The sequence below is a fragment of the Burkholderia sp. 9120 genome (assembly GCF_000745015.1).
Lineage (GTDB): Bacteria > Pseudomonadota > Gammaproteobacteria > Burkholderiales > Burkholderiaceae > Paraburkholderia.
In genome coordinates this window covers 723,391-745,501 of the sequence record NZ_JQNA01000001.1, presented here as the reverse complement: position 1 = coordinate 745,501, position 22,111 = coordinate 723,391, and the positions used below count along the sequence as shown (strand labels likewise).

Sequence of the window (22,111 nt, the reverse complement as noted above, 5' to 3'; positions counted from 1 at the left end):
CACCGCACGCGAAGCACCTCACGCCGGCCAAAGCCTCAAGCGCTTCGAGACCAACGCTGGTCTAGAGCGCAGATGACACCCCAGGCAGCGAGCGAAGCAACGTCACCGCACGCGAAGCAGCCCCACACCAGCCGAGGCTTCCAGCGCTTCGAGATCGACGCTGATACGCAGCGCGAGCCGCTGCGCGCCGTGCTGCCGCGCGCGTTGCAGCGCGCGTTCGAGCAGCGGCCGCACGGTGCCCGGATCGTCGCCGCTACGCAGACGCACCATGGCCTCCAGACGCAACAGCTCGGGCACATACCAAAGCTCGCCGGTTCGCTCGCTGCGGGTCACGGCGTCGCGCAACGTCGCGCCGAGCGTCGCCGCGAACTCGGGCGCGCCATGCAGCGCGATACGCGGCAACAGCGTGGCGATGAACGCGATGTCGGGCACCTGCACGCGTTCGCGCGCAATGCGTTTCGCCGCGCCGCCGATCAGCCGCAGCGCCGCTTCTTCATCGCCGCGCCGGGCGTCGAGCCAGAGCTGGAAATCGAGTCCGACGCGCAGCCAGCGTTTGACGCCCGCCGCGCGCGCCCGCGTCACGAGTGCCGCGGCGCAGGACTCGGTCAGCGCGATGTCGTCGTCGAGCGCGGCGAGCGCGCAGGCGAGGCTGAGCGCGATGCAACACGCGAGCGGCTCGCTCTCGTCGGCGGGGTCGCGGATCGTGACGCGCAGCGGGGCGGCCGTCTGCGGTTCGCCGACCAGCCACAGCGTGACGGCATGAATTGCCCGGGCCACCAGATGCAGCGACAGCCCATAACTGGTGGCGACGGCATTGGCCTCGCGGCTCATCTCTTCATCGACGCCGTCGGCGTCGTCATTGAGTCCGACCACCGGCGCGAGCAGGCGGAGCGCGGTGTCGAAGTCGCCGCCATACGCCGTGACGATGCCCTCGATGCGCCGCGCGTTGATGCTCACCACCGGACTGTGCGCGATGGGCGCAATCTCGCTGAACTGGCCGGACAGCCACCGGCAATGCTTGATCTCGCCGACGTCGAGCGCGCACATCACGAGGCAGAACAGCGCGCGCAGCCGGTACGGCGTATCGGCGCAGATGTTGGCGAGGTCGTAGGTGCGCTGCCAGCTCTCGACGATCTCCGCCGACGCGCTGCGTTTGAGCGTCAGCGCCCGCGCGAGCACGGCGCGCAGCCGCATCTCGTCGCGGATGCGCCGCATCGACACGCTGTCCACCCGCGCCAGCACCGCACGCACCCAGCCGATGTATTCGTCGACGAGCGCGAGCGCGGCCCAGATCGGCGCGGTGTTGTCGAGCAACTCGGTGCACAACTCGACCTTGTCGACGGAGACGGCCCACTCCAGCGCGGCGCGCAGCGCGTCGATATCGTAGCGGCTGTGCGCGGTGGCCATCGCGACGCCCGCGCCGAACCGGCGCGCCATGTCGCGAGCGACGAACTGCGCATGATGCAGGCCGGCCTCGGCGCTTTCGCGATTGCGCTCCAGCGCGTCGAGCGCGAAACGGCGCACGGCGGGCGGCAGGCGCAGCCGCAACGTGCCGTCGCAATCGACCGCATTGACCAGCCCCGCGTCCATCAACGTATGAAGCTGGTGTTCCAGCTGGTGTCCTTCGGGCGGTTCGAGACCGTAATCGCTGCCGAACGCGCTGAGCATTTCGTAGGCGGCGTCGTGCGAAAACGCCGTGGCGAAAATGCCGAGCCGGCGCAGCATCGTGCGAGTCGGCGCTTCGAGCGCGGCGTACGACAGATCGAGCATGACGTGGACGATCGCCGCGCGCGGCAGCACGATGCGTCGGCCACCGCTGCGATGGGTCATGACGGTGTCGAGTTCGCGCGCGAACGCCACGATGGCATCTTCCGGCGGCATGCCGCTGCGCACCTGGCCGGCGATGGTCGCCGCCGCCAGTTCGAGCGCGAACGGCACGCCGTCGACGCGCCGGCAAATCAGCGCGGCGGCCGCGAAGGTGGTCGGCGCGAGCTGGCTGACGTCGGCCAGCGGCGCGTGCGATGCCGCCGCTTTCAGACAGTGCGCGAGCCGGGTGAAGAGGAGCCGCAGCGCGTCGTAGTCGAGAGTGGCGAGCGTGGCGGGCGTCTCGTCGGTCTGTTCGGGCGGCACGCGCAACGCGGCCACCGGCACCGTCGCTTCGCCGCCGATGAAAAGCGGCGACTCGCAGGTTGCAATCACATGCAAGCCCGTGGTGTTGGCGACCAGCGTATCGATCAGGGCCGCCGCCGCTTCGCTCAGATGATCGCAGTGATCCACGATCAGCAGCAGGCGGCGCTCGCCGATCTGCGCGGCCAGATTGGCCGAGGTGGTCAGGTCGCCGGCGGGCTCCAGGCCGAGGGCCGCACCGATCGCGTTGGCCACGCGGTCGGGTTGTGCGAGCGAAGCGAGTGCCGCACAGAAATCGCCGTCGGGAAATTGCGGCCCGAGGTGGCTCGCGGCTTCGATGGCCAGACGCGTTTTACCGACGCCGGAGGCGCCCGTCAGCGTCACGATGCGGCGCGTGGGCACCAGCGCGAGCAATTCCGACAGTTCGGCATGACGGCCGATGAACGGCGACGGATCGATGCTCTGCGAACGAAGCGAAGCGCTCGCGCTGGTTGGCATCAGCGCGGGGAAAGCTGGCGTGGACGGCGTGGCGGACGCGGTGGCGAGGCGCGACGCCAGAGGCGCGTCCCACGCGGCGGCGGGGGCCGATGCGGAGCGCGCGCCGAGTGGTGTGCCGAGCGGTGCACCGAATCGCGCACCGAATCGCGCGCCGAATTGAGCACCATAGGAGAAGCCGGACGAGAAGCCCGACCCAGCCGCACCGAACGTCGCGCCATACGTGGAAGCCGAGCTCGACGCGAGCGTTGCCGTGGCCGAAGGGCCGGCCGCTTCGCTCGCCGCAAACGAATTCGCGAGGGACGCCGCAATGCTGCCTGCATTCGCCGCCGCGAGATCGAGTCCGGCGTCGGGCGTGTCGAGCACGCGGATTTCACCCGCGAAGCGATAACCGCGACCGGCCACGGTGACGATCAGATCGCGGGCGTCGTCGAGAGCGCGGCGAATCGCGGAAATTTGCGCCTGCACGGTGTTCGCGTCGATCGTGCTGCCCGGCCAGACGAGTTCGCGCAACTCAACGGTTGACACCACGCGGCCGCGGGCCTCAAGCAGGGCCGCCAGCATGGCGAACGGACGGGCGCCGAGTTCGATGACGGCGCCGTCGGATATCAGCAGGCCCACGTCGCGTGCGAGCCAGAATCGCGAAAAAGCGATGACCTGACCAGTGAGCCGCGGTAGCGACATGATGGGTCTCCGGCGTAGTAGTGTTTCGGTCCACCGGCGAGGGGTACTCGCAAGGCATGCGTAACGAATTACCGCGATGCGGCCATTCGTCAGACCTTTGTATTATCGCCTGAGAAGTGAACAATTGCCTGTATTGCGAACACTTCTTCGAATTCGCGGCGATCGTTCGACCGGTCCAACCGTGTCAGGCATCCTCGAGACTCCATTGCATGGTGTTGCGGAGCCACGCGACGCCTTCGCTAGCGGGTTCCGGCGGCACGGGCGCCGGCCGCGTCAGCGCGAACAGATAACTGTCGGCCGCGACAAGGCCGCGATTCGGGCGAGGTTCGTGATTGGTCAGCCGCGCTTCCCTGGCGAAGCCGAGTCGCTCCATCGAACTGTGCGCCGCGCCGTCCACGGCGCAGCACGCGAATACGCGGTACACGCCGGGCTGTTCGATCAGCCAGTCGATCAATTCCTGCAGCGCCAGCACGCCGGCCCGGCGTCGCCGCGCGCCGCCATGACGGCTGATGATCACGCCGATTTCCACGCGCGGCAGCGTCGGTTTCAATTCGATCAGCGCGGTCAGCCGGCCGGTCTCCTTGCATTCGAGTGTGTAGCGAATCAGGCTGCCGTCGTCCCAGCCGCGCAGCGCCTCGGCGATGAAACCCTCCGTCTGGCTCACGCCGCTCTGGCGTAACACGGGGAGGTCGCGCATCGTGTCGGCGTCGCCGAGCATCTGGTCGAACAGGGCGGGGGCGTCCGCGAGGGTCAATGGGCGCAGCCGCAGAAGCGGGGTGTCGATACTGTCGAGTGGGGTGAGGCGCATGAGTCGGACTCCGATTGAGCGACGAGTCCCCGCAGTGTGCCGTTGCCGTATGACCCTCGCACGACCGGCCGCGAACCGGTGTAAAGACGTGCGAACACGGGTTGGTGGTGGAGGCGCTGGGATTGCCAGGAGCGCGCCAACTGAGCGCCAACTGAGCGCCGACCGAGCGCTAACCGAGCGCCGACCGAGCGCTAACCGAGCGCTAACCGAGCGCTAACCGAGCGCCAACGCCGCGTGCCGCGTCGGCTCGGCGAGGGTCGATGGTCGATGGCTGATGCCGCGTTGCGCTTCGCATCCGCGCACACGGGTTCGCATCGCGCCGGCAGGTTTCGCATGCGGGTTGTAAGGTCGATCAGGACGCCCGTTCTTCGATGCCGTTGTCCTGTGCTTCGCTCGTGCGGCGCACATTTACACCAGGAGCCCGCACCATGCCGAATTCCCCCTCGATCGGACGTTCCAGTGGCGCGCTGCCGCTCACCGAATCCCATACTTCGCCATCGCCCGCGGCAGACAGTGGACAGGCGGCCGGCGGTGCGCCGCACGCCGGTCCGCAAGCGGATGCCAAGCTGAACGCGCTGACCGGCAACGGCGGTAGCGCAACGGCGGCGGCGGCGGGCAAGGGCACGCGCGCGTCGTTCGCGGCCAAGGTGTCTTCGGCGGCGACGGCTGCCACCTCCGCCGCGGCCGCTATGCCGCAGAAACTCGCGGCCGGGATGCAAGGGCGCGCCGGCCGTCTGGGCGCGTTTTCGCAAGGCGCGGCTAATACGGCGAACGGCGTCACGGGGATGGCAGAGGCGGGTTTGAACGTGCTCGGTGGCGTGATGCAACTGGAGCAGGCGGCGGTCAACCAGATCGCGGAGTTGATGAAGCAGGGCGCACGCAATATCGAAGAGGCGTCGAAGGGCTGACGTGCGCGTCAGGGTCCGCTGCGCGTGCCGCCAGGCCCGCAGCCGGAACAGCCGGGCTGCAGCAAGAACGCCAGGCCCGCACTCAGAACACTAAGCCCGCAGCCAGAAAAACTCCCCCGACGCGATTCCCTCGAACATCTCGTCGCTCGATTCCACGATGTTTTGCCGCCAGTAGCGGCCGTGTTCCGCGTAGTGCGCGAGCAGATCGGCGAGCGCGTTGCCGTCGAGGTCGTCGGAGAACGGTAGCCGTAGCACCAGCACGACGCCGCCGGTGTCCGTGTCGAGTCCCAGTTGCGCCTGGTCCTGCGCATAGATCAGCAGGTTAGCTTCAAGCATCAGCCGGAATACGACGAGCGTGCGCCCGGCGGTGACCGTGCCGAAATGGAAGTTTGCGTACATCGCGTCGAGGTCGCGCTCGAAATAATCGAGCCGCACGTCGAAGCCTTCAACTTCGATCGAGCGTGAGCGCAGCACATGGTCCGCGTCGCCGAGACCGACGACCGCGCACAGATCCGTGATCAGGCTGGTGTAACGCTCGCTGCTCATCCTCGTATCCTGCTTGGCGGTTGCGCGCGCGGCTCAACCGGATGCCCCGGCAAACCGCGTCGCGGCGCCGGCAAAAAAGCGAAAAAACGCAAAGGCGAAAAAACACAAACGCGCAAAAGACACAAACGCGCAAAAGACACAGCCGGCGCCCGTCGTAAGCAAAAACAGAAACGGGACCGGCCGCATGCGAACCGCCGCCGTCGGCGAGCGGCCCGCGTCAGCGACGCTTAACTGCCGCGCGACGCATCCTTGACGTTGCTCGCACCGCTCTTCGCAATGTTCGCCACCGATGAATACATGCTCTGCTCAACTTGCAGTTGGGCGGACTGCATCGTCATCTGGTCCATTTCCTGCGTGAGACCAGCCATCATTCCGCCTGCGCTTCCTACGGACATAAGAACCTCCAGTGACTAGGGATAAAGAGTGGGAGTGGCCTACATCGAGACCTGCCGTCGCGTCGGCTGCTCAGGAGAGCCATGCCGCCGCGACAAGCGCGTTGCCCGTCGCGCCGGCCGCTGCTGTACCGGTGCGTCGGTGAGTCGGTGAGCCATTGCGCCGCCGTGTCAGGCGTGCGCGCCGGCCTGTTTTTCCTGCAGCCGCGCGATCACGCGCGACGCAGCGAGAAAGCCGCGATACAGCTTGGCCAGATTGTTGCGATCGAGGTCGGTGGCGCCCTGCGTGTCGCTGATCCGCTGCGCGGTCGCTTCGAGCGACTGGCGAATCGCGTCCACGGTCGGCGCGCCGGCCGGATCGGCGAGGGTCTTCTGCAAATCGTTGAATTCGCTGGCGTGGGCTTCGAGCTGCTCGTACATGTCGATCTCCTGATTGAACGGGGCAAGGGCGGTTGAGGGGTCACCTCAGGGTCAGCTTGCCGGACCGTGGGGTTGAGCCGATGGCAATGTCGCGGGGTTCGGCAGCGGCACGACGCCGGCCGCGCTGCGGGTGACGGTATCGTTGTCGACGATTGCGGTGTTGGTGGTGTTTGTTGTGTTCGCGACGTTGGCGGTGTTGTTCGGGTTGGCCTTGCCGTTCAGCGCCGCGTTGGCATTGGCGCTTTTATTGACGCTCGCGTTGGCGTTGGCATTCGCGCTCGCATTCACATTGACATTCGCCGTCGCCGCACCGCCCACATTCGCCTCGCTATCCGACGCGGGCGGGTCGACGGCGTAAATATGTTTGACGCCGTCCGGTGTCTGCGCGTAGCGGACGTCGTCGGAGGAAATCATTTCGGAATACGACGCGGGCGCCGCGCTGCCCGCGACGACGTTGCCGTTTTCCGCCACCTGCACCACGATGTTTTTCACGTTCGGATCCAGATCGGCGCGCACTCGCGCGAGCGCGGCGTCGAGATCGGCGCGGCTGCTGACGGCGCCGGTGATCGCGAAGTTGCCGTCGCCGAGATAGCGGACATGCGCGCCCGCCACGCCCAATGAATCCTCGATGCTGCGCGCGTCGTTCTGCGCGACGTCGTAGTTGCGCGCCATGCCGCTCGGCGCGATGCGCGCCAGCAGGGTGCGCACGGCGTCGTCGTCGGCGGGGCTCGTGACCATGCCGGTGACCACCACCGTGCTGCCGACCGCGTGCGCCTGCAGGCCGCTCAGATGGGCCGCGGCCAGCGCCTCGCTAACGCGTTGCGCGCGGTCGTCGGCATTGCGCGGCAGGGCGGCGCGGCTCATCTGCGTGGTGGTCAGCAGCGAGCCCGCGACGATCACGATACCGAGCACGAAGCACGCCGCCACGGCGCCCACGTAACGGCGTCGCTTCTTGCGTTCGGCCGCGAAACGCGCTTCGGCGGGACGCGCCAGCAACATCGACAGCAGGTCGAGATCGGATGGCCATGCCGCGTCGTCCGCGCCGATGCAGAGGATCATGTCGTCGAATTGCATCGGCACGAAGTCCACCAGCAGCACTACTTCCTCGCCCGCAAGCGGCGCGGTGGCCTGGCCGTCCGCAGTCGTTGCCAACTGCGCTTCAGAGACGGTGACGCGCTGCGCGCTGACCACGCCGCTCGCGTCGACGTGCAGCAGCGCATCCGCGCCGCGCCAGTCGGTGAGGCGGATGTCGGCATCGTCGTCGGCGCCGACGCGATGCGTGCCCGGCGTGAGCTGCAACTGCGCTCCCGCGTGAACGCCCGTCAGTATCCGCAGCAGTTTCATCGTGCTCGCACAGGGTGGGTGGGAGGGACGCCGGAGGAGCGCGCGGGTTGCGCGGCTCGGCCGGCTCGATCGTCTTTAATGTAGCCGCGCGATGTGGCGTGCCGCCGGGAGGATGCGAAGGCGCCGCATGGGATGCGAAGCCGCGCCGCAAACGGCTAGCGGCGGCCGCCTGGAAAGGCGCGGCGCGGGGACGGCGGGGCAATGCTGGATGCGTTGCTGTCGGTGGCGGACCGGTCGGCTGCGCCCGGCGCGCCGGATGTGCTGGATGAACCAGAGGCACCGGCTGCACCAGAGGCACCGGCTGCACCAGAGGCACCGGCTGCACCCGAAGCACCAGCGGCACCCGCCGCCCCGCCAATCGTCCGCCCAAGCACACCACCGCGCAGCCCGCACAACGTATCGATCGACCGTCCGCGTTGCGTCGCCGTGGCAGGTTTATCCGCATGCAGCCACAACAACGGAAACAGCAGGTTGAAGCGCTGCACGCGCTCAGGCGGCGGCAGCCGCGTCACCCCCTGCGCGCCCGCTCCGCCCGCATGCTCGCGCAATGCGGCCACGCCGGAATTCGCCCCCGGCAGCGCCGCCGAAATACCGCCGATGCGTTGCTGCACACCGAGCAGATCGATCGACTGTTCAAGCACGCGCGCGTCGAGCGGCATCTGCGGATTCGCGGCGAGTTGCTCGCGCAGGCTCAGCATGTCGCCGCGCCAAGCGTCGCGCACCGCGGCGGCGCGTGCGCCTTCCTGACCCGGCTGCGCGTACTGTGCGGCGACCGCGTCGAGCCGGCCGGACGGCGGCGGAGGCACCGCGCCGCGATCGCCGCGCGCCTTGATCGCGGGCGCCGTGCCGGTGCCGTGCTCGTCGCCGTGATCGCCTTGCGAATGGCCACCGCCGCCGCCGCGTCCACCGCCGTCGCGGTTCACCTTGTGGCCTTCAGCGTGATTCGCTTCGGCGTCGTCCGGGCCGTCGTCGTCGAGACCGGCGCCATTGCTGCGCTGTTTTTTGGACGCGCGACGCTTGCGCGCCAACTGATCGGCCATGCGTTTCGCGCGCACCGAACTGACCGAAGGTCCGCGCTGCGCGTCCGACCCATACGTGAAATTGGTGGTGCCGCGATACAGCGCCGCGAACTGCGCGCCGTTGCGCGCGCCTTGCGCATTGGCCGATTTCTGCTGCGCGTCCGCAGTGTGCTGCGCGTGCGCCGCAGCCGCGTCGTTACCCTGATGAGAGATGCGGCTCATATCGATCGCCTCGCAAATTGGCCTGCTCGGATGGACAGGGTGGGCCGCGCGGACCGCTTCACAGCGGCACGGCGGCCTGCATCATTTCGTTGGCGAAGTGCAGAATCGCCGCGCACGAAAGCGGCGCGGCGACCACGATCACCACCGTCACCGCGATCAGCTTGACCGCGTGCGACAAGGTTTGATCCTGCATCGACGTGATCGCCTGCAGGAACGACACGCCGAGGCCGACCACGGCCGCGACGATCACCGCCGGCAGCGACACGGTCAGGCACAGCAACATGCCTTCGGTCGTGAAGCGGATCAGCGAATCGATTTCCATCTTGATCTCCGAAGACGGGTCCGCGCTATTTGTAGGACATCACGAGGCCGTGAATCAGCGTCGACCAGCCGTCCATCACCACGAACAGCAGCAGCTTGAACGGAATCGCGACGTTGGTCGGCGTGACCTGGTTCAGGCCCATCGCGAGCAGCACGTTCGCGATGATCAGATCGATCACGATAAACGCGATGTACAGCAGAAAGCCGATCTTGAACGCGTCGGTCATTTCCGTCAGCGTGAAGGCGGGCGCGAGCACGATCAGATCGTCTTCCTTGATCTGCGCGGCTTCTTCCTTCGGCCACACCACGGAGGCGGAGCGCAGGAAGAAACGCTTCTCGCGCTCGTTGGTGTGCTTGACGAGAAACGCGCGGAACGGCTCGCGCGCCGCGCCGAACGCCTGGATCAGCGCTTGCGACGGCTGCGTCGCGAGTTGCTGGCCTTCGAGCGTTTTCGCGGCGAGCATGCCGATCGGCGCCATCACGTAGATGGAGACGAGAATCGCAATGCCGTTGAGCACCATGTTCGGCGGCACCTGCTGCACGCCGAGCGCATTGCGCAACAGCCCCAGCACGACGACGATCTTCGCGTAAGAGGTGACAACCATTGCAACGAAAGGCAGCAGGCTGATCGCAACGACGACCAGCAGCAGCCCGGTGATATCACTGAATTGGACCATGCCTATGTGCCATGCGAATGATGCGGATACCGAGATGCTCGCCGACCGTCACCAGCTCGCCATAGCCGATGGTCTGGCCATGCGCGACGAGCCGCAATTGGGCGTCTGCCGCAGGGACGGGCAGTTCGAGCACATAACCTGGGCCGAGCGCCGACAACTGGGCGAGCGGTAGTGCCACCGTATCGATCTCGAACTGCACGGGCAGCTCGAGCTCACCGATCCGGATCGGATCGGCGGGGTCGTCGATGGCGAGCCCGGCGTCGGCGCTCGCCGGGTCCAGCTCTTCTGACATGTTCGGCTCCTTGACGATGACGAGCGATTGCCCGTCGATTTCCACAGCGGCGCACACACGGGTGAGCCCGGGGGTTCCCCACGCGGCGACGGCACGCAGCCGCGCGCGGGGCGCAGAAAGGTTGTGCGATGTGCCGGACTGCGCCGCATCGAGCGAGGGAAAGGTGGCGCGCAACAGCACGTCGCCGGGTTCGAGCGCATGCAGCGTGTCAACCGGCAGGCGCTTGACGCCGAGGATCAGGCTGCCCGGCACGTCGAGATCGACGGCGGGATAAGGCGGCTGATCGTCTGACGCGAAGGCGGTGCGCGGATCGGTGTTGGCGGTGACGGCGGAGACGCTAGCGGTGCTCGAAGCCTGCGCCGCAGCGTTGCTATGCAGTAGTCGGTCGAGCAGGTCGTAGCACGCGGTGGGCGCGCGCAGCGCGGCCTGATAGTGGCGCCCGGCGAGCACGAACGACAGCGCGATTACCGGTGCGGCGACGGGCTGGGCGGCATGAGTCCCGGCCATGTGCTCGCGCAACGGACGCGTAGTGTCGAGACGTCCGCGGCGCACATCGGCGACGCGTGCGTCCTTGAAACCGGCGCTATTGAGTCGCACGAGCAATGGCTCCAGCACGACGCCCGCCACGGCCTGGCGCAAAGCGGCATCGGCGGGTGGCTTCGCGCTCAGCGCGTCGCTGTCCGGCCACGCGGCGATCGACAGCGCCGGATAGGCATGCAGATCGAGCGCCAGATGCAGGCTGACCGGTGCGCCGCCGTCAGGCGAAGCGAGCGTCAGGTCGACGACACCGGCGTCCACGTACGAGGCATCGAAGCTGCGCGTGTCGGTCGGCGACGCTTGCCATTCTGTGATACCGAGCGTCGTGCGCAGATGACCGGCCAGACGCGTATCGCAGACGGTTCGCGTAACCCGTGCAGCGGCGCGTGTGATAGCTGGCATGGTCAGCGGCGCGATCGGCGCGTCGTGCGTCTCGCCGGAAGCGGAATTGGAATCGGCAGCGTTCGCCGAGACCGCCGCCGTGGCTGTCGCCGCGACCACGGGTGTAGCACTCGCCGTTAGCCGTGCCTCACCACGCACCGCCGCGCCCGACAACCCTGCCGATTCCGTCGTGCGCGCACGCTCACCGGCCGCGTGCGGATCGGAGATGGCTTCGTCTTCGGTCGTCGGCTCGTCGAGCGGATAGATCATACGCAGAGAATCTGTCACCAGACCGTGAGTTCGATGTCGCGGGCTTCACCCCACGCGCGCAGCAAGGTGTCGAGTTCTCGCTCGAGCAGTGCGCTGTGTTCCAAGAGTAATTGCCTCGAGACGGTATCCGTCGTGTCGAACCGAAGCTGCAGACTGAAACGCGAAAGCGTCAGATATAGCGTGGTCTGCGGCAGCAGTTTCTGATCGAGCGGCAGTTGCACTTCCCAGTTGCCCGCTTCGGCAATCGACGGATCGCCGCAGAACGCGCCGATCTCGCGCGCCAGCGAGCCGAGCAATTGCACGAAGCGCTGCTGCTGCCGATAGACGGCGGAGACCACGGGCTGCGCGGCGTCTTCGACGCGCGAGCCGATCGCGAGGCGTTCGGTTTGGAGCGTATTGCCAGCGCCCTCTATGCCATTCGCACTGGAACCCGCAGAGTCTTCAGCCGCTTGCGGACCGTTACCGTCTTCGTGAGAAAAGAACGGGCGCGGCGCGGCTGGGGCCGATGCATGCCCGGCGGCTTCGGCATCGTCCGCAGGGTGATCGTTCTGCGAGCCGGCGCCGGTATCGGTGCCCGAATCGGCCTGATGATTCAGTCGCAGCACGGCACGCCGGCGCCCAAGCAGCGACGCGTAGTCGAAACCGCGACCGCGCGACGCTGAGCGCGTAGCCGCGTCGTCGTCGGGTGGGCCGTTGTCCTGCTCGCCTGGAATCACGCGCACGTGGCGCGACACGATATGCGTCATTGCCGCGGCCTCAGATCGACACGCGGCCGAGCGGCCGCAGCTCGACGTGTTCACCGAGTTCCTGGTACGAATACACCGCGAGCCAGCTCAGGCGCGCCTCGATCATGCGCCGCACGTAACGGCGAATATCCATCGACGTCACCAACGCCACGCCCTCGCGCGGCGTCGCGCCCACGAACGACTGGATCTTGTCGATCAGCAAGGTGGCTTCATCCGGCGGCAACGCGAGGAAATTGCCGGTGGGCGTCTGCTTGATCGACTGACGAATATGCTGCTCGACTGGCATGTCGAACAGCACCGCCGACAAGGTCCGCTCGCCGCTCGCCGCCCGATGCGCGAGAAAGCGCGAGAGATCGCCGCGTACGTACTCGGTCAGCATCAGCATGTCTTTTTCTTTCGGTCCCCAGGTGATCAGGCTTTCCATGATCGTGCGGACGTTGCGGATCGAAATCTGTTCTTCGAGCAAGCGCCGCAGCACGTCGGCGATCCGTTGCGGCGGCAGGACCTTCTGCACTTCGGCGACCAGACCCGGATAGTCGGTCGCGAGCTGGTCGAGCATCCACTGCACTTCCTGGATGCCGAGAAACAGCGGCGCGTGGCGACGCATGAGTGCGACGCACGCATGCGCGATGGCCTGTTCCGCGCGCCATACCGGCGTTTTCGGCGGCACCGCGCGCTCTTCGAGCCAGCGCGTCGGCGCACCGCTCGGATCGATCGGCGGACCGGCTTCGGCTTGCGCGACGAGCGCGTCCAGCGCCGCGCTTTCCTCGGCCGTCAGCGTGACGGCGGCGGCGGAATGCGCGAGTCGGCTCGCTTCGGGCAACATCACCTTGCCGGCGGGCAGTTCGATAGTCCGTTGCGGCACGTCGTGCACGAGAATCTGACAGGTGGACGCCGGCAGCGCCGCATAGGTCCACATGGTGATGCCGGGAAACGGCAGCCCGAGTTCTTCCTGCAGCCGCGCGCGTTCGCTTTCGAACGACTTGTCGAGCGCCGGCATGGTGAGCCGGGCCACGAGGTCGGGGGCGATCCGCACGCCGAGCGGGCAGGTGAATTGCGGCGCGCGCGCCAGAATGACCGGCACGTCGATCTTCGAACCCGAGCGTTGCATGGCGTGCAGTGACTCGCGTTCGTGGCTGCTTTGCTGCGGCTTCTTCGCGTCCAGCCGCCACGCGGTGAACGCCAGCGAGCCGGCCAGCAGCAGGAACAGCGCGGCGGGGAAGCCCGGCACCGCCGCAAAGCCGAGCAGCAGCACCGCCGCGAAATACAGCGCGCGCGAACTGGAGCCGAGCTGGCGGCCGATTTCATCGCCGAGCGAAGCGGGTTTCGCCTGCCGCTCGTCGGCAACGCGCGTGATCATCACGCCGGCCGCGACCGAGAGCAACAGCGACGGAATCTGCGACACCATCGCATCGCCCACGGACAGAATCGAAAAGCGGTTCGCCGCTTCGCCCGCGCTCATGTTGTGATACGCCACGCCCACCGCGATCCCCGCGACGATATTGATCATCGTGATGATCAGGCCGGCGATCGCGTCGCCCTTGACGAACTTCATCGCGCCGTCCATGCCGCCGTGCAACTGACTTTCCACGGCGAGGGTCGCGCGCTTGCGGCGGGCTTCTTCGGCGCTCAGCAGATTGGCGCGCAGGTCGGCGTCGATACTCATCTGCTTGCCGGGCAGCGCGTCGAGCGTGAAGCGCGCGCCGACTTCCGCGACCCGCTCCGAACCCTTGGCGATCACGATGAACTGCACCGTGGTGATAATCACGAACACCACCAGCCCGACCACCAGATTGCCGCCCACCACCAGCTCGCCGAAACTCTCAATGATGTGCCCCGCTTCGGCATGCAACAGAATCGACTTGGTCGACGCGATGTTCAGCGACAGCCGGTAGAGCGTCGTGAACAGCAGCAGCGAGGGGAACGCCGACAGCGACACCACGTCGGGCACGTACAGCGTCACCATCAGCAAGGTCACGCTGATCGCGATGTTCACGCCGAGCAGAATGTCGATCAGCGTCGGCGGCAGCGGCAGGATCATCAGCGAAATGATCGCGACGATCAGGGCGACGATGCCAATCTCGCCGCCGGCAGGAAGTTTCAGTGTCTTCAGCATGGTGGGTCTCGTCAGTGGAGGGCGGGCGGCGGGGCGGTGGCGTCGTGCGAGGAAGCGGACGACGCGGTGTCGTCGTCGAACGCCGGCATGCCTGCCGAGCGCTGCGCGCCGATCGATTCGACCCAGCGCAGAATCGCCGCGACGGTCTCGAACAGTTCTTCGGGAATCGGCTCATCGAGACCGACCTTGTACAGCGCGCGCGCCACCGGCGGATTGCCGATGATCGGCACGCCCGCATCGCGCGCCGCACGGCGCAATGCGGCCGCGCTTTCGTCCATGCCCTTGGCGATCACGCGCGGCAGCGGATGCTCGTCGGGGGCGTAGCGCACGGCGACCGAGTAGTGCGTGGGATTGACCACCATCATGTTGGCCATGCCCACTTTCGACTGCGGCGGCGAGTTCAGAATCTCACGCGCAAGGCGCCGCCGTTCCCCCTTGATGCGCGGATCGCCCTCCTGATTCTTGTGCTCGCGTTTGACCTCGTCTTTCGACATCTTCATCTTCTTGAGGAACATGAAGCTCTGCAGCTTGACGTCCGCGGCGCCGACCAGCACGAACACCGCCGCGGCCATCATGAACAGCTTGATCAGCAACGCCCAGAACATCCGCACCAGTCCCGGCAGTGGCTGATAAAGCGAGCCGACGATCAGCGGAAACAGCCATTTGATGGTCTGCCACATCACGCAGAACACGATCGCCGCCTTGACGATCATCTTCGCGCACTCGATCAGCGTGCGCACCGAGAAGATCTTCTTGAGGCCCCCCATCGGACTGACGGCTTTCAGGTCGGGCGTGATCGGCTTGGTGGCGATCTGCATGCCGACCTGGCCGATCGAACCGGCAATCGCGGCGAGCGCCGCGATACACACGCACGGCACGATCGCCGAGAGCGCAAGGCCGCCGAGCGTGTACAACTGGGTCTGCATATTGGTCAGCGAATGATCGCCGTCGACGAAACCCGTGGCGATCAGCACCGCTTCACGCATCGCGTCGCTGAAGTGGCTCGCGCCCGCCATCAGCAACAGCACGACCGCCGACATCGAGATCGAATCGGTCAGATCGCTGCTGCGGGACACCTGTCCTTCCTTGCGCGCGTCCCGCAGCTTTTTCTGGGTTGGCTCTTCGGTTTTTTCGTCGCTCATGTCGGCTCGGTCGCGATGGGAGAGGGCAGTGGGCGGACGCTGCGCGTGCCGTGGGAGGGCGCTTGAGACCCCGCCTGACGATAGCGCTCGCGCCGGCCACGCGCGCCGGGCGAGGCGAAGCGGCCGCACGCAGCGCGAAGCACCCGCGCGGCTTCGCATCCGGTGCGGCGACTTCGCATCCGGGCGTTGCCGGCCGCGCGGCGGTTGCTATGTTTGCGTCATCCTTCCCGACCTGCTGCAACCCGCAGGGTCGATTTCAACGCTTCCGTCAGGAGCCCATCGCCATGACCGTCAGCACGCCGGATTACCTGAACTGCAGCCCCGATGTCGTCGGCGGCCTGATCGAAACCGTCTCGACCGCCTTGCTTAGCCACTTCCCGAAAGTGTCGGCCGATCCGTACGACATTGAACTCGTGCTCGACGCGCTGCGCGTGCTGCGTCCGCGCGTCGCCGAAATCGATACGCTCGACGGCATCCTGCATATGGTGCGCGGCCACTGGGACGACGCCATTCACGTGCTGCGCCAGGTCGGCGAAAACGCGCCGCGCTTCGGCTACGCCAAGGCGCTGCTCGCGTTCTGCCTGTCCGCCAAGGGCGACCCCGACTGGAAGCAGTGCGCGGCCGAAGCCATGGCCGACAATCCGACCCGCGATACGCAGTCGCTGGTGCGCGCGCTCGAAGCCCGCGAGGATCTGCTCAACGCGATGAAGGTCAAGCGCGCGGGCGGCCAGTTCGTCACGCCGAAATCGTGCGAGGCGCTGGCGGAGTTCGACGCCGAGACCGCTGAAGGCGCCGAAGCCACGCCAGCCGTCGGCACTGCGGAGCCGGTCGCGCATGCCGCGGTGGCGGCCACGCCCGCGCCGCTCGACTACGCGAACCAGTCCTTCCTGCGCGCCTGATCGCGGAGTCGCACATGACCGTCAATGCCACCACGACCGCCTTGCAGGCGTCGCTCGATCAGATGTCGCAAGGCGCGGCCGCGCCCGCCGCGCAGACTTCGCCCGAACTGGCCGACAAGTTCCAGTCGCTGATGCAGAAGGGGCCAATGAGCGCGCCCGCCACGCCGCAGCAGGACGGCACCGCGGTCGCCTCGAAGCTGGTCGCGAGCCAGGACGCCGAGCTGCAACACACCGTCAACGACGCGCTGCAACTGGCGCAGCAGGCGCCGACCATGACGATGAACGAGATGAGCGCCGGCACCATTCGCATGACGCTCGAACTCGCCAGCACGCAGCTCGATCTGGAAGCGAAGATGGGCGTGGTGGATTCGTCGAAGTCGGCGATCGAAACGCTGATGAAGAACCAGTAACGCTGCCACGGACGCCGCCACCATGTTCGACCGATTGCCCACTGCGCGAGCCAGCCGCCGCGCCGCGCCGTTGCTCTGCGTGCTCGCGCTGTGCATCGCGCTCAGCGGCTGCAAGAAGGAGCTGTACGGCAATCTGTCCGAACAGGACGTCAACGAGATGGTGGTGGCGCTGCTCGAACGCGGCGTGGATGCGTCCAAGGACACCTCGGACGCGGGCAAGACCTGGTCGCTCGACGTCGACGATACGCAGATGGTGCGTGCCATGGAGGCGTTGCGCGCACGCGGTTTGCCGCACAGCAAGTTCGACGACCTCGGCGCGCTGTTCAAGAAGGACGGCCTCGTCTCGACGCCGACCGAGGAGCGCGTGCGCTTCATCTACGGCACGTCGCAGGAGTTGTCGTCCACGCTCTCGAAGATTGACGGCGTGCTGGTCGCGCGCGTGCAGATCGTGCTGCCGAACAACGATCCGCTCGCGCAGACCATCAAGCCTTCGTCGGCGGCGGTGTTCATCAAGTACCGGCGCGATTCCGATATCGGCGCCCTGGTGCCGCAGATCAAGACGCTGGTGATGCACAGCGTCGAGGGCCTCACCTACGATCAGGTCAGCGTCACCGCCGTCGCGGCCGACCCGGTCGAATACTCGCAACAGCCGCAGAGCAACGGCATGCCGGCATGGCTGCTGGGCGTGCTGACGGGCGCCGTGGTGCTGGCTGCCACCGCGCTGCTGGTGCTGGCGCGTCGTGGCGTGCTGGCCGGGCGGCCGGGTGCCGACGCGGCCGGTGGCGAGGGTGCGGCGAGCGGCCGGTTGGGCGGATTGCTGGCGCGTCTGCGCCGCTTGCGACCCGCGAACTGAGCGGGCGACGCGGCTACGATGAATGCGCCGACCGATCTGCCTTTTCAACGCATGGCCGCGGCGCTCGGTGCGTACCGCCGTAACCTTGCCAGCGTGGCCCGTTGGGCCGATCCGTCGTGGAGCGCCGCGTTGCTCGGCGCTGACGTTACGCAACTGGAAGCCTGGCGCGGCGCGCTCGAGCGCGCCGGTGCAGCGGCCGTCGAAACCTGTTCGCTGGCGCTCGCCGATGCCGCGGGCGTTAAACCCCCTTCATTCGCCGCGCTGACGCACACCGCGCTCAAGCCGTCGGCCTCCGGCGCGGCTCAACCGAACGCCGTGCTGCTCGACGTGTTGCCGGTGCGGCACGCGTTGCAGGTGCTGTGCATGCGCGCATTGTCGTTCCGGCGCGCGGAAGCACGCCGTCTGATCGACAAACGCACACGCTCGCTGCTGGCGGAGTGGACCGGCGTCGGCGTCGACCGTCTCACGCAGGACGCGCATCTGGCCGACGCGCCCGATATCGCGCGTCTCGCCACGCGCGCGGCGATGCCGCCGCTGACCGCGCTGGATGCGAACGCGCTCGCCGTCGAAGGCTGCGCGTTGTTATTGCGCGATCTGGGCAGCGCGAGTGCAGTACAAGGCATGCATGACACGCAGGGAATGTACGCGGGGCAGGCGGGGTACACCGGGCAAGCGGGGCATGTGGTCGGCGAAGCCAACCGCCTGCCGTTCCCGTTACTGCGGCTCGCGTTGCCGCGCGTGCTGCCCGCGCCGGCCTGGCTCGCCGCCGTGCCCGCGGCGCTCGATGCCCCGGCTCGGCGCGCCTCTTCGCGCGTCTGTCCGATCTGCTACCGGAGTTTGCATGGCTATTTGGTTGAAGCACGCGCGCTCCGCTTTTGGCGAGAACGATGCCGAGCGATGGGTCGCGCGCGTCGGCGCGTCGACGGATGTCATTCCGCGCGCGACCTTCGGTGAACTGGTCTCGATCGACGCAGCCTATGCCGCGCTCGCCGTCGAGCGCGAGGCCTTGCTGGCCGACGCGCACGACGAAGCCGCACGCATCGTTGACGCCGGGCATGCGCAGGCCGCCGAGATCGCGGCGCAGGCACAGCGCGACTACGACACCGCCAGCGAGCAGGGCTATCGCGACGGTTGCGATCGTGCGCTGGCCGACTGGATGCAGCGCCTCGCCGACGTGGCCGATGCGCAGAGCCAGTTGCAGATTCGCATGCGCGAGCGGCTGGCGCAGATCGTTGCGTCGGCGGTCGAGCAGATCGTGCGGGTGGAGCGTCACGAAGCGTTGTTTGAGCGGGCGCTCGCCACGGTCGATCGCATCGTGGAAGGCGCGACCTATCTTCGCGTGGCCGTGCACCCCGACGACTACACCGAAGCCAAAGCGACCTTCGACCGGCTTGCCTCGCGCTGGCGCGATCTCGGCCAGCCGATTCCGCTGTCGGTGATCGCCGATAAACGGCTCGAACCCGGCAGTTGCGTTTGCGAATCCGACTTCGGCACCGTCGACGCCAGTCTCGACACGCAATTGCGCGCCATGCGCAGCGCGGTGTCGCGTGCATTGAAGCGCTCGGTGGAAGTGGCCGACGCGCAAGGTGAAGCGCCGCCGCCCGACAGCGTGGCCGACGCGCGCATTGACGAGGACGCCGCATGAGCACGCCGTGGCTGACGGGCACGGTCGATTTCGACCGGCTCACCGACGAGATCGAGCGCGAGATTCTGGCCGAGCCGGGCGTGACGCGGACCGGCAAAGTGCTCGAAGTGATCGGCACGCTGATCAAGGTCGCTGGGCTCGATCTGTCGCTCGGTGAACTGTGCGAGTTGCGCGCGGCGAACGGCACCTTGCTGCAGCTTGCCGAGGTGATCGGTTTTACCCGCGACGTCGCGCTGTTGTCGCCGTTCTCGCGGCTCGAAAACATTTCGCGTTCGACCCAGGTAATCGGCCTCGGCCGCCCGCTCTCCGTCAAAGTGGGCGACATGCTGCTCGGCCGCGTGATCGACAGCCTCGGCGAACCCGTGGACGGCGGCCCGCCGATTGAGTCCGACACGCTGCGGCCGATTTTCGCCGCGCCGCCCGAGCCGATGAGCCGTCGCATGATCGACGCGCCGTTGCCCACCGGCGTGCGCGTGGTCGACGCCATGATGACGCTGGCCGAAGGGCAGCGGATGGGGATTTTCGCGCCGGCCGGCGTCGGCAAAAGTACCTTGCTGGGCATGTTCGCGCGCGGTGCTTCGTGCGATGTCAACGTGATCGCGCTGATCGGCGAACGCGGCCGCGAAGTGCGCGAGTTCGTCGAGTTGATTCTCGGGCCGGAGGGCATGGCGCGTTCGGTGGTGGTGTGCGCCACCTCGGACCGCTCGTCGATGGAGCGCGCAAAAGCGGCCTATGTCGCGACCGCGATTGCCGAATACTTTCGCGACCGCGGCCAGCGCGTGCTGCTGATGATGGACTCGCTGACGCGCTTCGCGCGCGCCGGCCGCGAGATCGGTCTCGCCGCCGGCGAGCCGCCCGCGCGGCGCGGCTTTCCGCCGTCGATCTTCGCCGAACTGCCGCGCCTGCTGGAACGCGCGGGGATGGGCGAAACCGGTTCGATCACGGCGCTCTACACCGTGCTCGCCGAAGACGACAGCGGCAGCGATCCGATCGCCGAAGAAGTGCGCGGGATTCTCGACGGCCACATGATCCTGTCGCGTGAGATCGCGGCGAAGAATCAGTATCCGGCCATCGACGTGCTCGGCAGTTTGTCGCGTGTGATGCCCCAGGTCGTGCCGGACGATTACGTGCAGGCGGCCGCGCGGATCCGCGAATTGATGGCGAAGCATCGCGAAGTCGAGATGCTGTTGCAGATCGGCGAATACCAGCCGGGCATGAACGCGCTGGCCGATGAGGCGATTGCCAAGGCCGACGCGATCAAGGCGTTCCTGTCGCAGCGCACCGGCGATTACGCGGCGCCGCAGGACACCGAGGCGCAGCTCTACGACCTGAGCGGGTTCGGCCGATGAGCGCATCGAAAGGCATGCAGCAGCGGCGCATTGTCGCGCTGGAGCGATCGTGCACGCGGCGTCGCCGTCTCGACGAGACCTTGCGGGCGACGCTCTCAGCGCAGCGTCATGCCCAGGCGCCACTCGAAGCCGCGCGCGACGCGAAGCAGGAACAGCTCGCGCACGAAACCGGCGTGCTGCGCTTTTACGAGCATCGCGTGGACGGCATGATGACGGGCACCGAGCCGTTCTCGTTCGACGACCTCAATAATTGCCGCTTGTATCTCGGCGTGGTGAACGACCGCTTGCGTCTGCTCGACGCGGAACTCGCGCAGGCGGAAGCCGCCGTGCAGGCGAATCTTGCCGCGATTGCGCAGACGCAACGCGAGATCGCGTTGAATCAAGGCCGCATCGATCTGTGCGGCGAGCGCATTCGTGAGATTCGCCGCGCGCAGGACAACGCCGAGAGCGACGCGAGCGACGAAGAGGCCGAAGAAACCGCGCTCGCCCGACGCTTTAACGCACGTGGGGCGCACGCATGAACGACATTGCCTCCGCGCTGCCACAACTCGGCGCGCTGCTGGTCGGCTATATCACGCTGATCGGCGTGTGCTCGCTGCGGTTGTTTATCGTGATGTTCATCTTTCCGCCGACCGCCGACGGTCTGCTGCAAGGCGTGGTGCGCAATGCGGTCGTGCTGCTGTTCAGCTCTTATGTGGCCTATGGTCAGCCCGTCGCGTTCATGCAATCGCTGCACGGCGTGATGCTGCTCGAAGTCGGCTTGCGCGAGGCGCTGATCGGACTGGTGATCGGCTTTGCGGCTTCAATCGTGTTCTGGGTCGCGGAAGGCGCGGGCACGTATATCGACGATCTGACGGGCTACAACAACGTGCAGATCACCAACCCCACGCGCCAGGAACAATCCACGCCGACCGCCACGCTGCTCGGGCAGATTGCGTCGGTAGCGTTCTGGGCGCTCGGCGGCATGACCTTTCTGCTCGGCACGCTGTACGAGTCGTATCACTGGTGGCCGATCGTCTCGGCGGCGCCGAACGTGTCGAACATTCTCGAATCGTTCGTACTCGCGCAGACCGACTCGCTGATGCAAACCGTCGCCAAACTCGCGGCGCCGATGATGTTCATTCTGCTGCTGATCGACTTCGCTTTTGGCTTTGCCGCGAAGTCCGCCTCGAAGCTCGATCTGATGACGCTCAGTCAGCCGGTCAAGGGCGCGGTCACGGTGCTGATGCTGGCGTTGTTCGTGGGCGTCTTCGTCGATCAGGTGCGCGACCAGGTCACCTTGCGCGGTCTCGCTGCGGAGTTTCGCGTGCTCTCTGATTCGACGAAAACCCCTGATGCATCGCCAACACCGCACACGCCGGATACCGCTGCGCCGACGAACCATCCTTGAGCTTGCGTTGAGAATGTTGCATGACGTACCGCATAAATCGCTGCATCGCAGCGAGATCGCGGCAAAACTCAAACCTTCTCAAACACGCCGGGAATGTCAGATTAATTGAAATTTTGCT

The 22,111-nt window shown here is 67.0% G+C and carries 22 protein-coding genes; 9 read left to right on the top strand and 13 right to left on the bottom strand.

Features of this window, described 5'->3' with window-relative positions:
* Window positions 1–102: 102 nt before the first annotated feature.
* Together FA94_RS03210 and FA94_RS03205 are read right to left on the bottom strand one after the other, a co-directional pair.
* The gene (locus FA94_RS03210; protein WP_051980338.1) at window positions 103–3,306 is read right to left on the bottom strand and encodes an ATP-binding protein; all 3,204 of its coding nucleotides are present in this window, start codon (window positions 3,304–3,306) and stop codon (window positions 103–105) included.
* Window positions 3,307–3,490: 184 nt separating this feature from the next.
* A complete protein-coding gene (locus FA94_RS03205; RefSeq protein WP_035546656.1) occupies window positions 3,491–4,114 on the bottom strand; it encodes a GNAT family N-acetyltransferase in 624 nt (207 codons plus the stop codon).
* A gap of 428 nt (window positions 4,115–4,542) precedes the next feature.
* On the opposite strand from FA94_RS03205, the gene FA94_RS03200 reads away from it, so the two are divergent.
* Window positions 4,543–5,022: a hypothetical protein gene (locus FA94_RS03200; RefSeq protein WP_035546654.1), complete on the top strand. Its 480-nt coding sequence runs from the start codon at window positions 4,543–4,545 to the stop codon at window positions 5,020–5,022.
* Between the two features lie 90 nt (window positions 5,023–5,112).
* Here the strand turns inward: FA94_RS03200 and FA94_RS03195 are convergent, their stop codons facing one another.
* The 11 genes from FA94_RS03195 to sctU form a co-directional block, all read right to left on the bottom strand.
* Window positions 5,113–5,568, bottom strand: a complete 456-nt coding sequence (locus FA94_RS03195; protein ID WP_035546652.1) for a CesT family type III secretion system chaperone — start codon at window positions 5,566–5,568, stop codon at window positions 5,113–5,115.
* 227 nt (window positions 5,569–5,795) lie between these two features.
* Window positions 5,796–5,963, bottom strand: coding sequence for a hypothetical protein (locus FA94_RS39040; RefSeq protein WP_176059727.1), 168 nt, complete (start codon window positions 5,961–5,963; stop codon window positions 5,796–5,798).
* A gap of 168 nt (window positions 5,964–6,131) precedes the next feature.
* Window positions 6,132–6,380, bottom strand: a complete 249-nt coding sequence (locus FA94_RS03190) for a hypothetical protein (RefSeq protein WP_035546650.1) — start codon at window positions 6,378–6,380, stop codon at window positions 6,132–6,134.
* A gap of 51 nt (window positions 6,381–6,431) precedes the next feature.
* The gene (locus tag FA94_RS03185) at window positions 6,432–7,724 is read right to left on the bottom strand and encodes a hypothetical protein (RefSeq protein WP_035546648.1); all 1,293 of its coding nucleotides are present in this window, start codon (window positions 7,722–7,724) and stop codon (window positions 6,432–6,434) included.
* A 155-nt stretch (window positions 7,725–7,879) separates the two neighbouring features.
* On the bottom strand, window positions 7,880–8,965 hold the full coding sequence (locus FA94_RS03180) for a hypothetical protein (protein ID WP_051980337.1): 1,086 nt from the start codon (window positions 8,963–8,965) through the stop codon (window positions 7,880–7,882).
* A 58-nt stretch (window positions 8,966–9,023) separates the two neighbouring features.
* The gene (gene sctS / locus FA94_RS03175; RefSeq protein ID WP_035546645.1) at window positions 9,024–9,287 is read right to left on the bottom strand and encodes a type III secretion system export apparatus subunit SctS; all 264 of its coding nucleotides are present in this window, start codon (window positions 9,285–9,287) and stop codon (window positions 9,024–9,026) included.
* Window positions 9,288–9,312: 25 nt separating this feature from the next.
* Entirely contained in the window at window positions 9,313–9,963 is a 651-nt protein-coding gene (sctR, locus tag FA94_RS03170) for a type III secretion system export apparatus subunit SctR (protein ID WP_035546643.1), read from the bottom strand.
* Window positions 9,947–11,443 carry a type III secretion system cytoplasmic ring protein SctQ gene (sctQ, locus tag FA94_RS03165; protein ID WP_051980335.1) on the bottom strand — a complete coding sequence of 499 codons (1,497 nt, stop codon included), beginning with the start codon at window positions 11,441–11,443 and terminating at the stop codon, window positions 9,947–9,949. The genes sctR and sctQ overlap by 17 nt, the downstream gene beginning before the upstream one ends.
* Before the next feature lie 14 nt (window positions 11,444–11,457).
* Window positions 11,458–12,189, bottom strand: a complete 732-nt coding sequence (sctP, locus tag FA94_RS03160; RefSeq protein WP_035546641.1) for a type III secretion system protein SctP — start codon at window positions 12,187–12,189, stop codon at window positions 11,458–11,460.
* Between the two features lie 10 nt (window positions 12,190–12,199).
* Window positions 12,200–14,305 carry a type III secretion system export apparatus subunit SctV gene (sctV, locus tag FA94_RS03155; RefSeq protein ID WP_035546638.1) on the bottom strand — a complete coding sequence of 702 codons (2,106 nt, stop codon included), beginning with the start codon at window positions 14,303–14,305 and terminating at the stop codon, window positions 12,200–12,202.
* Between the two features lie 11 nt (window positions 14,306–14,316).
* Complete coding sequence (gene sctU / locus FA94_RS03150; RefSeq protein WP_063771760.1) at window positions 14,317–15,447, bottom strand: type III secretion system export apparatus subunit SctU; 1,131 nt, start codon at window positions 15,445–15,447, stop codon at window positions 14,317–14,319.
* Window positions 15,448–15,731: 284 nt separating this feature from the next.
* Here sctU and FA94_RS03145 point away from each other — a divergent pair, with 284 nt between their 5' ends.
* Genes FA94_RS03145 through sctT form a run of 8 tightly spaced genes read left to right on the top strand, consistent with a single transcriptional unit; the run spans window position 15,732 to window position 21,993 of the window.
* Window positions 15,732–16,346, top strand: coding sequence for an HrpB1 family type III secretion system apparatus protein (locus FA94_RS03145; protein ID WP_081935654.1), 615 nt, complete (start codon window positions 15,732–15,734; stop codon window positions 16,344–16,346).
* Between the two features lie 14 nt (window positions 16,347–16,360).
* Window positions 16,361–16,756 (top strand): type III secretion protein HrpB2, encoded by a 396-nt coding sequence (locus tag FA94_RS03140; RefSeq protein WP_035546636.1) that lies wholly within the window; start codon window positions 16,361–16,363, stop codon window positions 16,754–16,756.
* Between the two features lie 22 nt (window positions 16,757–16,778).
* The gene (gene sctJ, locus FA94_RS03135) at window positions 16,779–17,609 is read left to right on the top strand and encodes a type III secretion system inner membrane ring lipoprotein SctJ (RefSeq protein ID WP_035546633.1); all 831 of its coding nucleotides are present in this window, start codon (window positions 16,779–16,781) and stop codon (window positions 17,607–17,609) included.
* 18 nt (window positions 17,610–17,627) lie between these two features.
* The gene (locus tag FA94_RS03130) at window positions 17,628–18,563 is read left to right on the top strand and encodes a type III secretion protein HrpB4 (RefSeq protein WP_051980333.1); all 936 of its coding nucleotides are present in this window, start codon (window positions 17,628–17,630) and stop codon (window positions 18,561–18,563) included.
* Window positions 18,451–19,254: a type III secretion system stator protein SctL gene (sctL, locus tag FA94_RS03125; protein WP_035546632.1), complete on the top strand. Its 804-nt coding sequence runs from the start codon at window positions 18,451–18,453 to the stop codon at window positions 19,252–19,254. Before FA94_RS03130 ends, sctL begins: the two co-directional genes overlap by 113 nt.
* On the top strand, window positions 19,251–20,603 hold the full coding sequence (gene sctN / locus FA94_RS03120; RefSeq protein ID WP_035546630.1) for a type III secretion system ATPase SctN: 1,353 nt from the start codon (window positions 19,251–19,253) through the stop codon (window positions 20,601–20,603). The genes sctL and sctN overlap by 4 nt, the downstream gene beginning before the upstream one ends.
* The gene (locus tag FA94_RS03115) at window positions 20,600–21,124 is read left to right on the top strand and encodes a hypothetical protein (protein WP_035546627.1); all 525 of its coding nucleotides are present in this window, start codon (window positions 20,600–20,602) and stop codon (window positions 21,122–21,124) included. The genes sctN and FA94_RS03115 overlap by 4 nt, the downstream gene beginning before the upstream one ends.
* A complete protein-coding gene (gene sctT, locus FA94_RS03110) occupies window positions 21,121–21,993 on the top strand; it encodes a type III secretion system export apparatus subunit SctT (protein WP_051980330.1) in 873 nt (290 codons plus the stop codon). The genes FA94_RS03115 and sctT overlap by 4 nt, the downstream gene beginning before the upstream one ends.
* Window positions 21,994–22,111 lie beyond the last annotated feature (118 nt).

Coding starts and splice junctions, on each gene's coding strand:
- sctP (WP_035546641.1), bottom strand. CDS start 12,189: ATGACGCATATCGTGTCGCGCCACGTGCGCGTGATTCCAGGCGAGCAG.
- FA94_RS03210 (WP_051980338.1), bottom strand. CDS start 3,306: ATGTCGCTACCGCGGCTCACTGGTCAGGTCATCGCTTTTTCGCGATTC.
- FA94_RS03205 (WP_035546656.1), bottom strand. CDS start 4,114: ATGCGCCTCACCCCACTCGACAGTATCGACACCCCGCTTCTGCGGCTG.
- sctT (WP_051980330.1), top strand. CDS start 21,121: ATGAACGACATTGCCTCCGCGCTGCCACAACTCGGCGCGCTGCTGGTC.
- FA94_RS03140 (WP_035546636.1), top strand. CDS start 16,361: ATGACCGTCAATGCCACCACGACCGCCTTGCAGGCGTCGCTCGATCAG.
- FA94_RS03195 (WP_035546652.1), bottom strand. CDS start 5,568: ATGAGCAGCGAGCGTTACACCAGCCTGATCACGGATCTGTGCGCGGTC.
- sctU (WP_063771760.1), bottom strand. CDS start 15,447: ATGAGCGACGAAAAAACCGAAGAGCCAACCCAGAAAAAGCTGCGGGAC.
- sctR (WP_035546643.1), bottom strand. CDS start 9,963: ATGGTCCAATTCAGTGATATCACCGGGCTGCTGCTGGTCGTCGTTGCG.
- FA94_RS03185 (WP_035546648.1), bottom strand. CDS start 7,724: ATGAAACTGCTGCGGATACTGACGGGCGTTCACGCGGGAGCGCAGTTG.
- FA94_RS03180 (WP_051980337.1), bottom strand. CDS start 8,965: ATGAGCCGCATCTCTCATCAGGGTAACGACGCGGCTGCGGCGCACGCG.
- sctQ (WP_051980335.1), bottom strand. CDS start 11,443: ATGATCTATCCGCTCGACGAGCCGACGACCGAAGACGAAGCCATCTCC.
- sctJ (WP_035546633.1), top strand. CDS start 16,779: ATGTTCGACCGATTGCCCACTGCGCGAGCCAGCCGCCGCGCCGCGCCG.
- sctV (WP_035546638.1), bottom strand. CDS start 14,305: ATGCTGAAGACACTGAAACTTCCTGCCGGCGGCGAGATTGGCATCGTC.
- FA94_RS03130 (WP_051980333.1), top strand. CDS start 17,628: ATGAATGCGCCGACCGATCTGCCTTTTCAACGCATGGCCGCGGCGCTC.
- FA94_RS03190 (WP_035546650.1), bottom strand. CDS start 6,380: ATGTACGAGCAGCTCGAAGCCCACGCCAGCGAATTCAACGATTTGCAG.
- FA94_RS03200 (WP_035546654.1), top strand. CDS start 4,543: ATGCCGAATTCCCCCTCGATCGGACGTTCCAGTGGCGCGCTGCCGCTC.
- FA94_RS03115 (WP_035546627.1), top strand. CDS start 20,600: ATGAGCGCATCGAAAGGCATGCAGCAGCGGCGCATTGTCGCGCTGGAG.
- sctN (WP_035546630.1), top strand. CDS start 19,251: ATGAGCACGCCGTGGCTGACGGGCACGGTCGATTTCGACCGGCTCACC.
- FA94_RS39040 (WP_176059727.1), bottom strand. CDS start 5,963: ATGTCCGTAGGAAGCGCAGGCGGAATGATGGCTGGTCTCACGCAGGAA.
- sctL (WP_035546632.1), top strand. CDS start 18,451: ATGGCTATTTGGTTGAAGCACGCGCGCTCCGCTTTTGGCGAGAACGAT.
- FA94_RS03145 (WP_081935654.1), top strand. CDS start 15,732: ATGACCGTCAGCACGCCGGATTACCTGAACTGCAGCCCCGATGTCGTC.
- sctS (WP_035546645.1), bottom strand. CDS start 9,287: ATGGAAATCGATTCGCTGATCCGCTTCACGACCGAAGGCATGTTGCTG.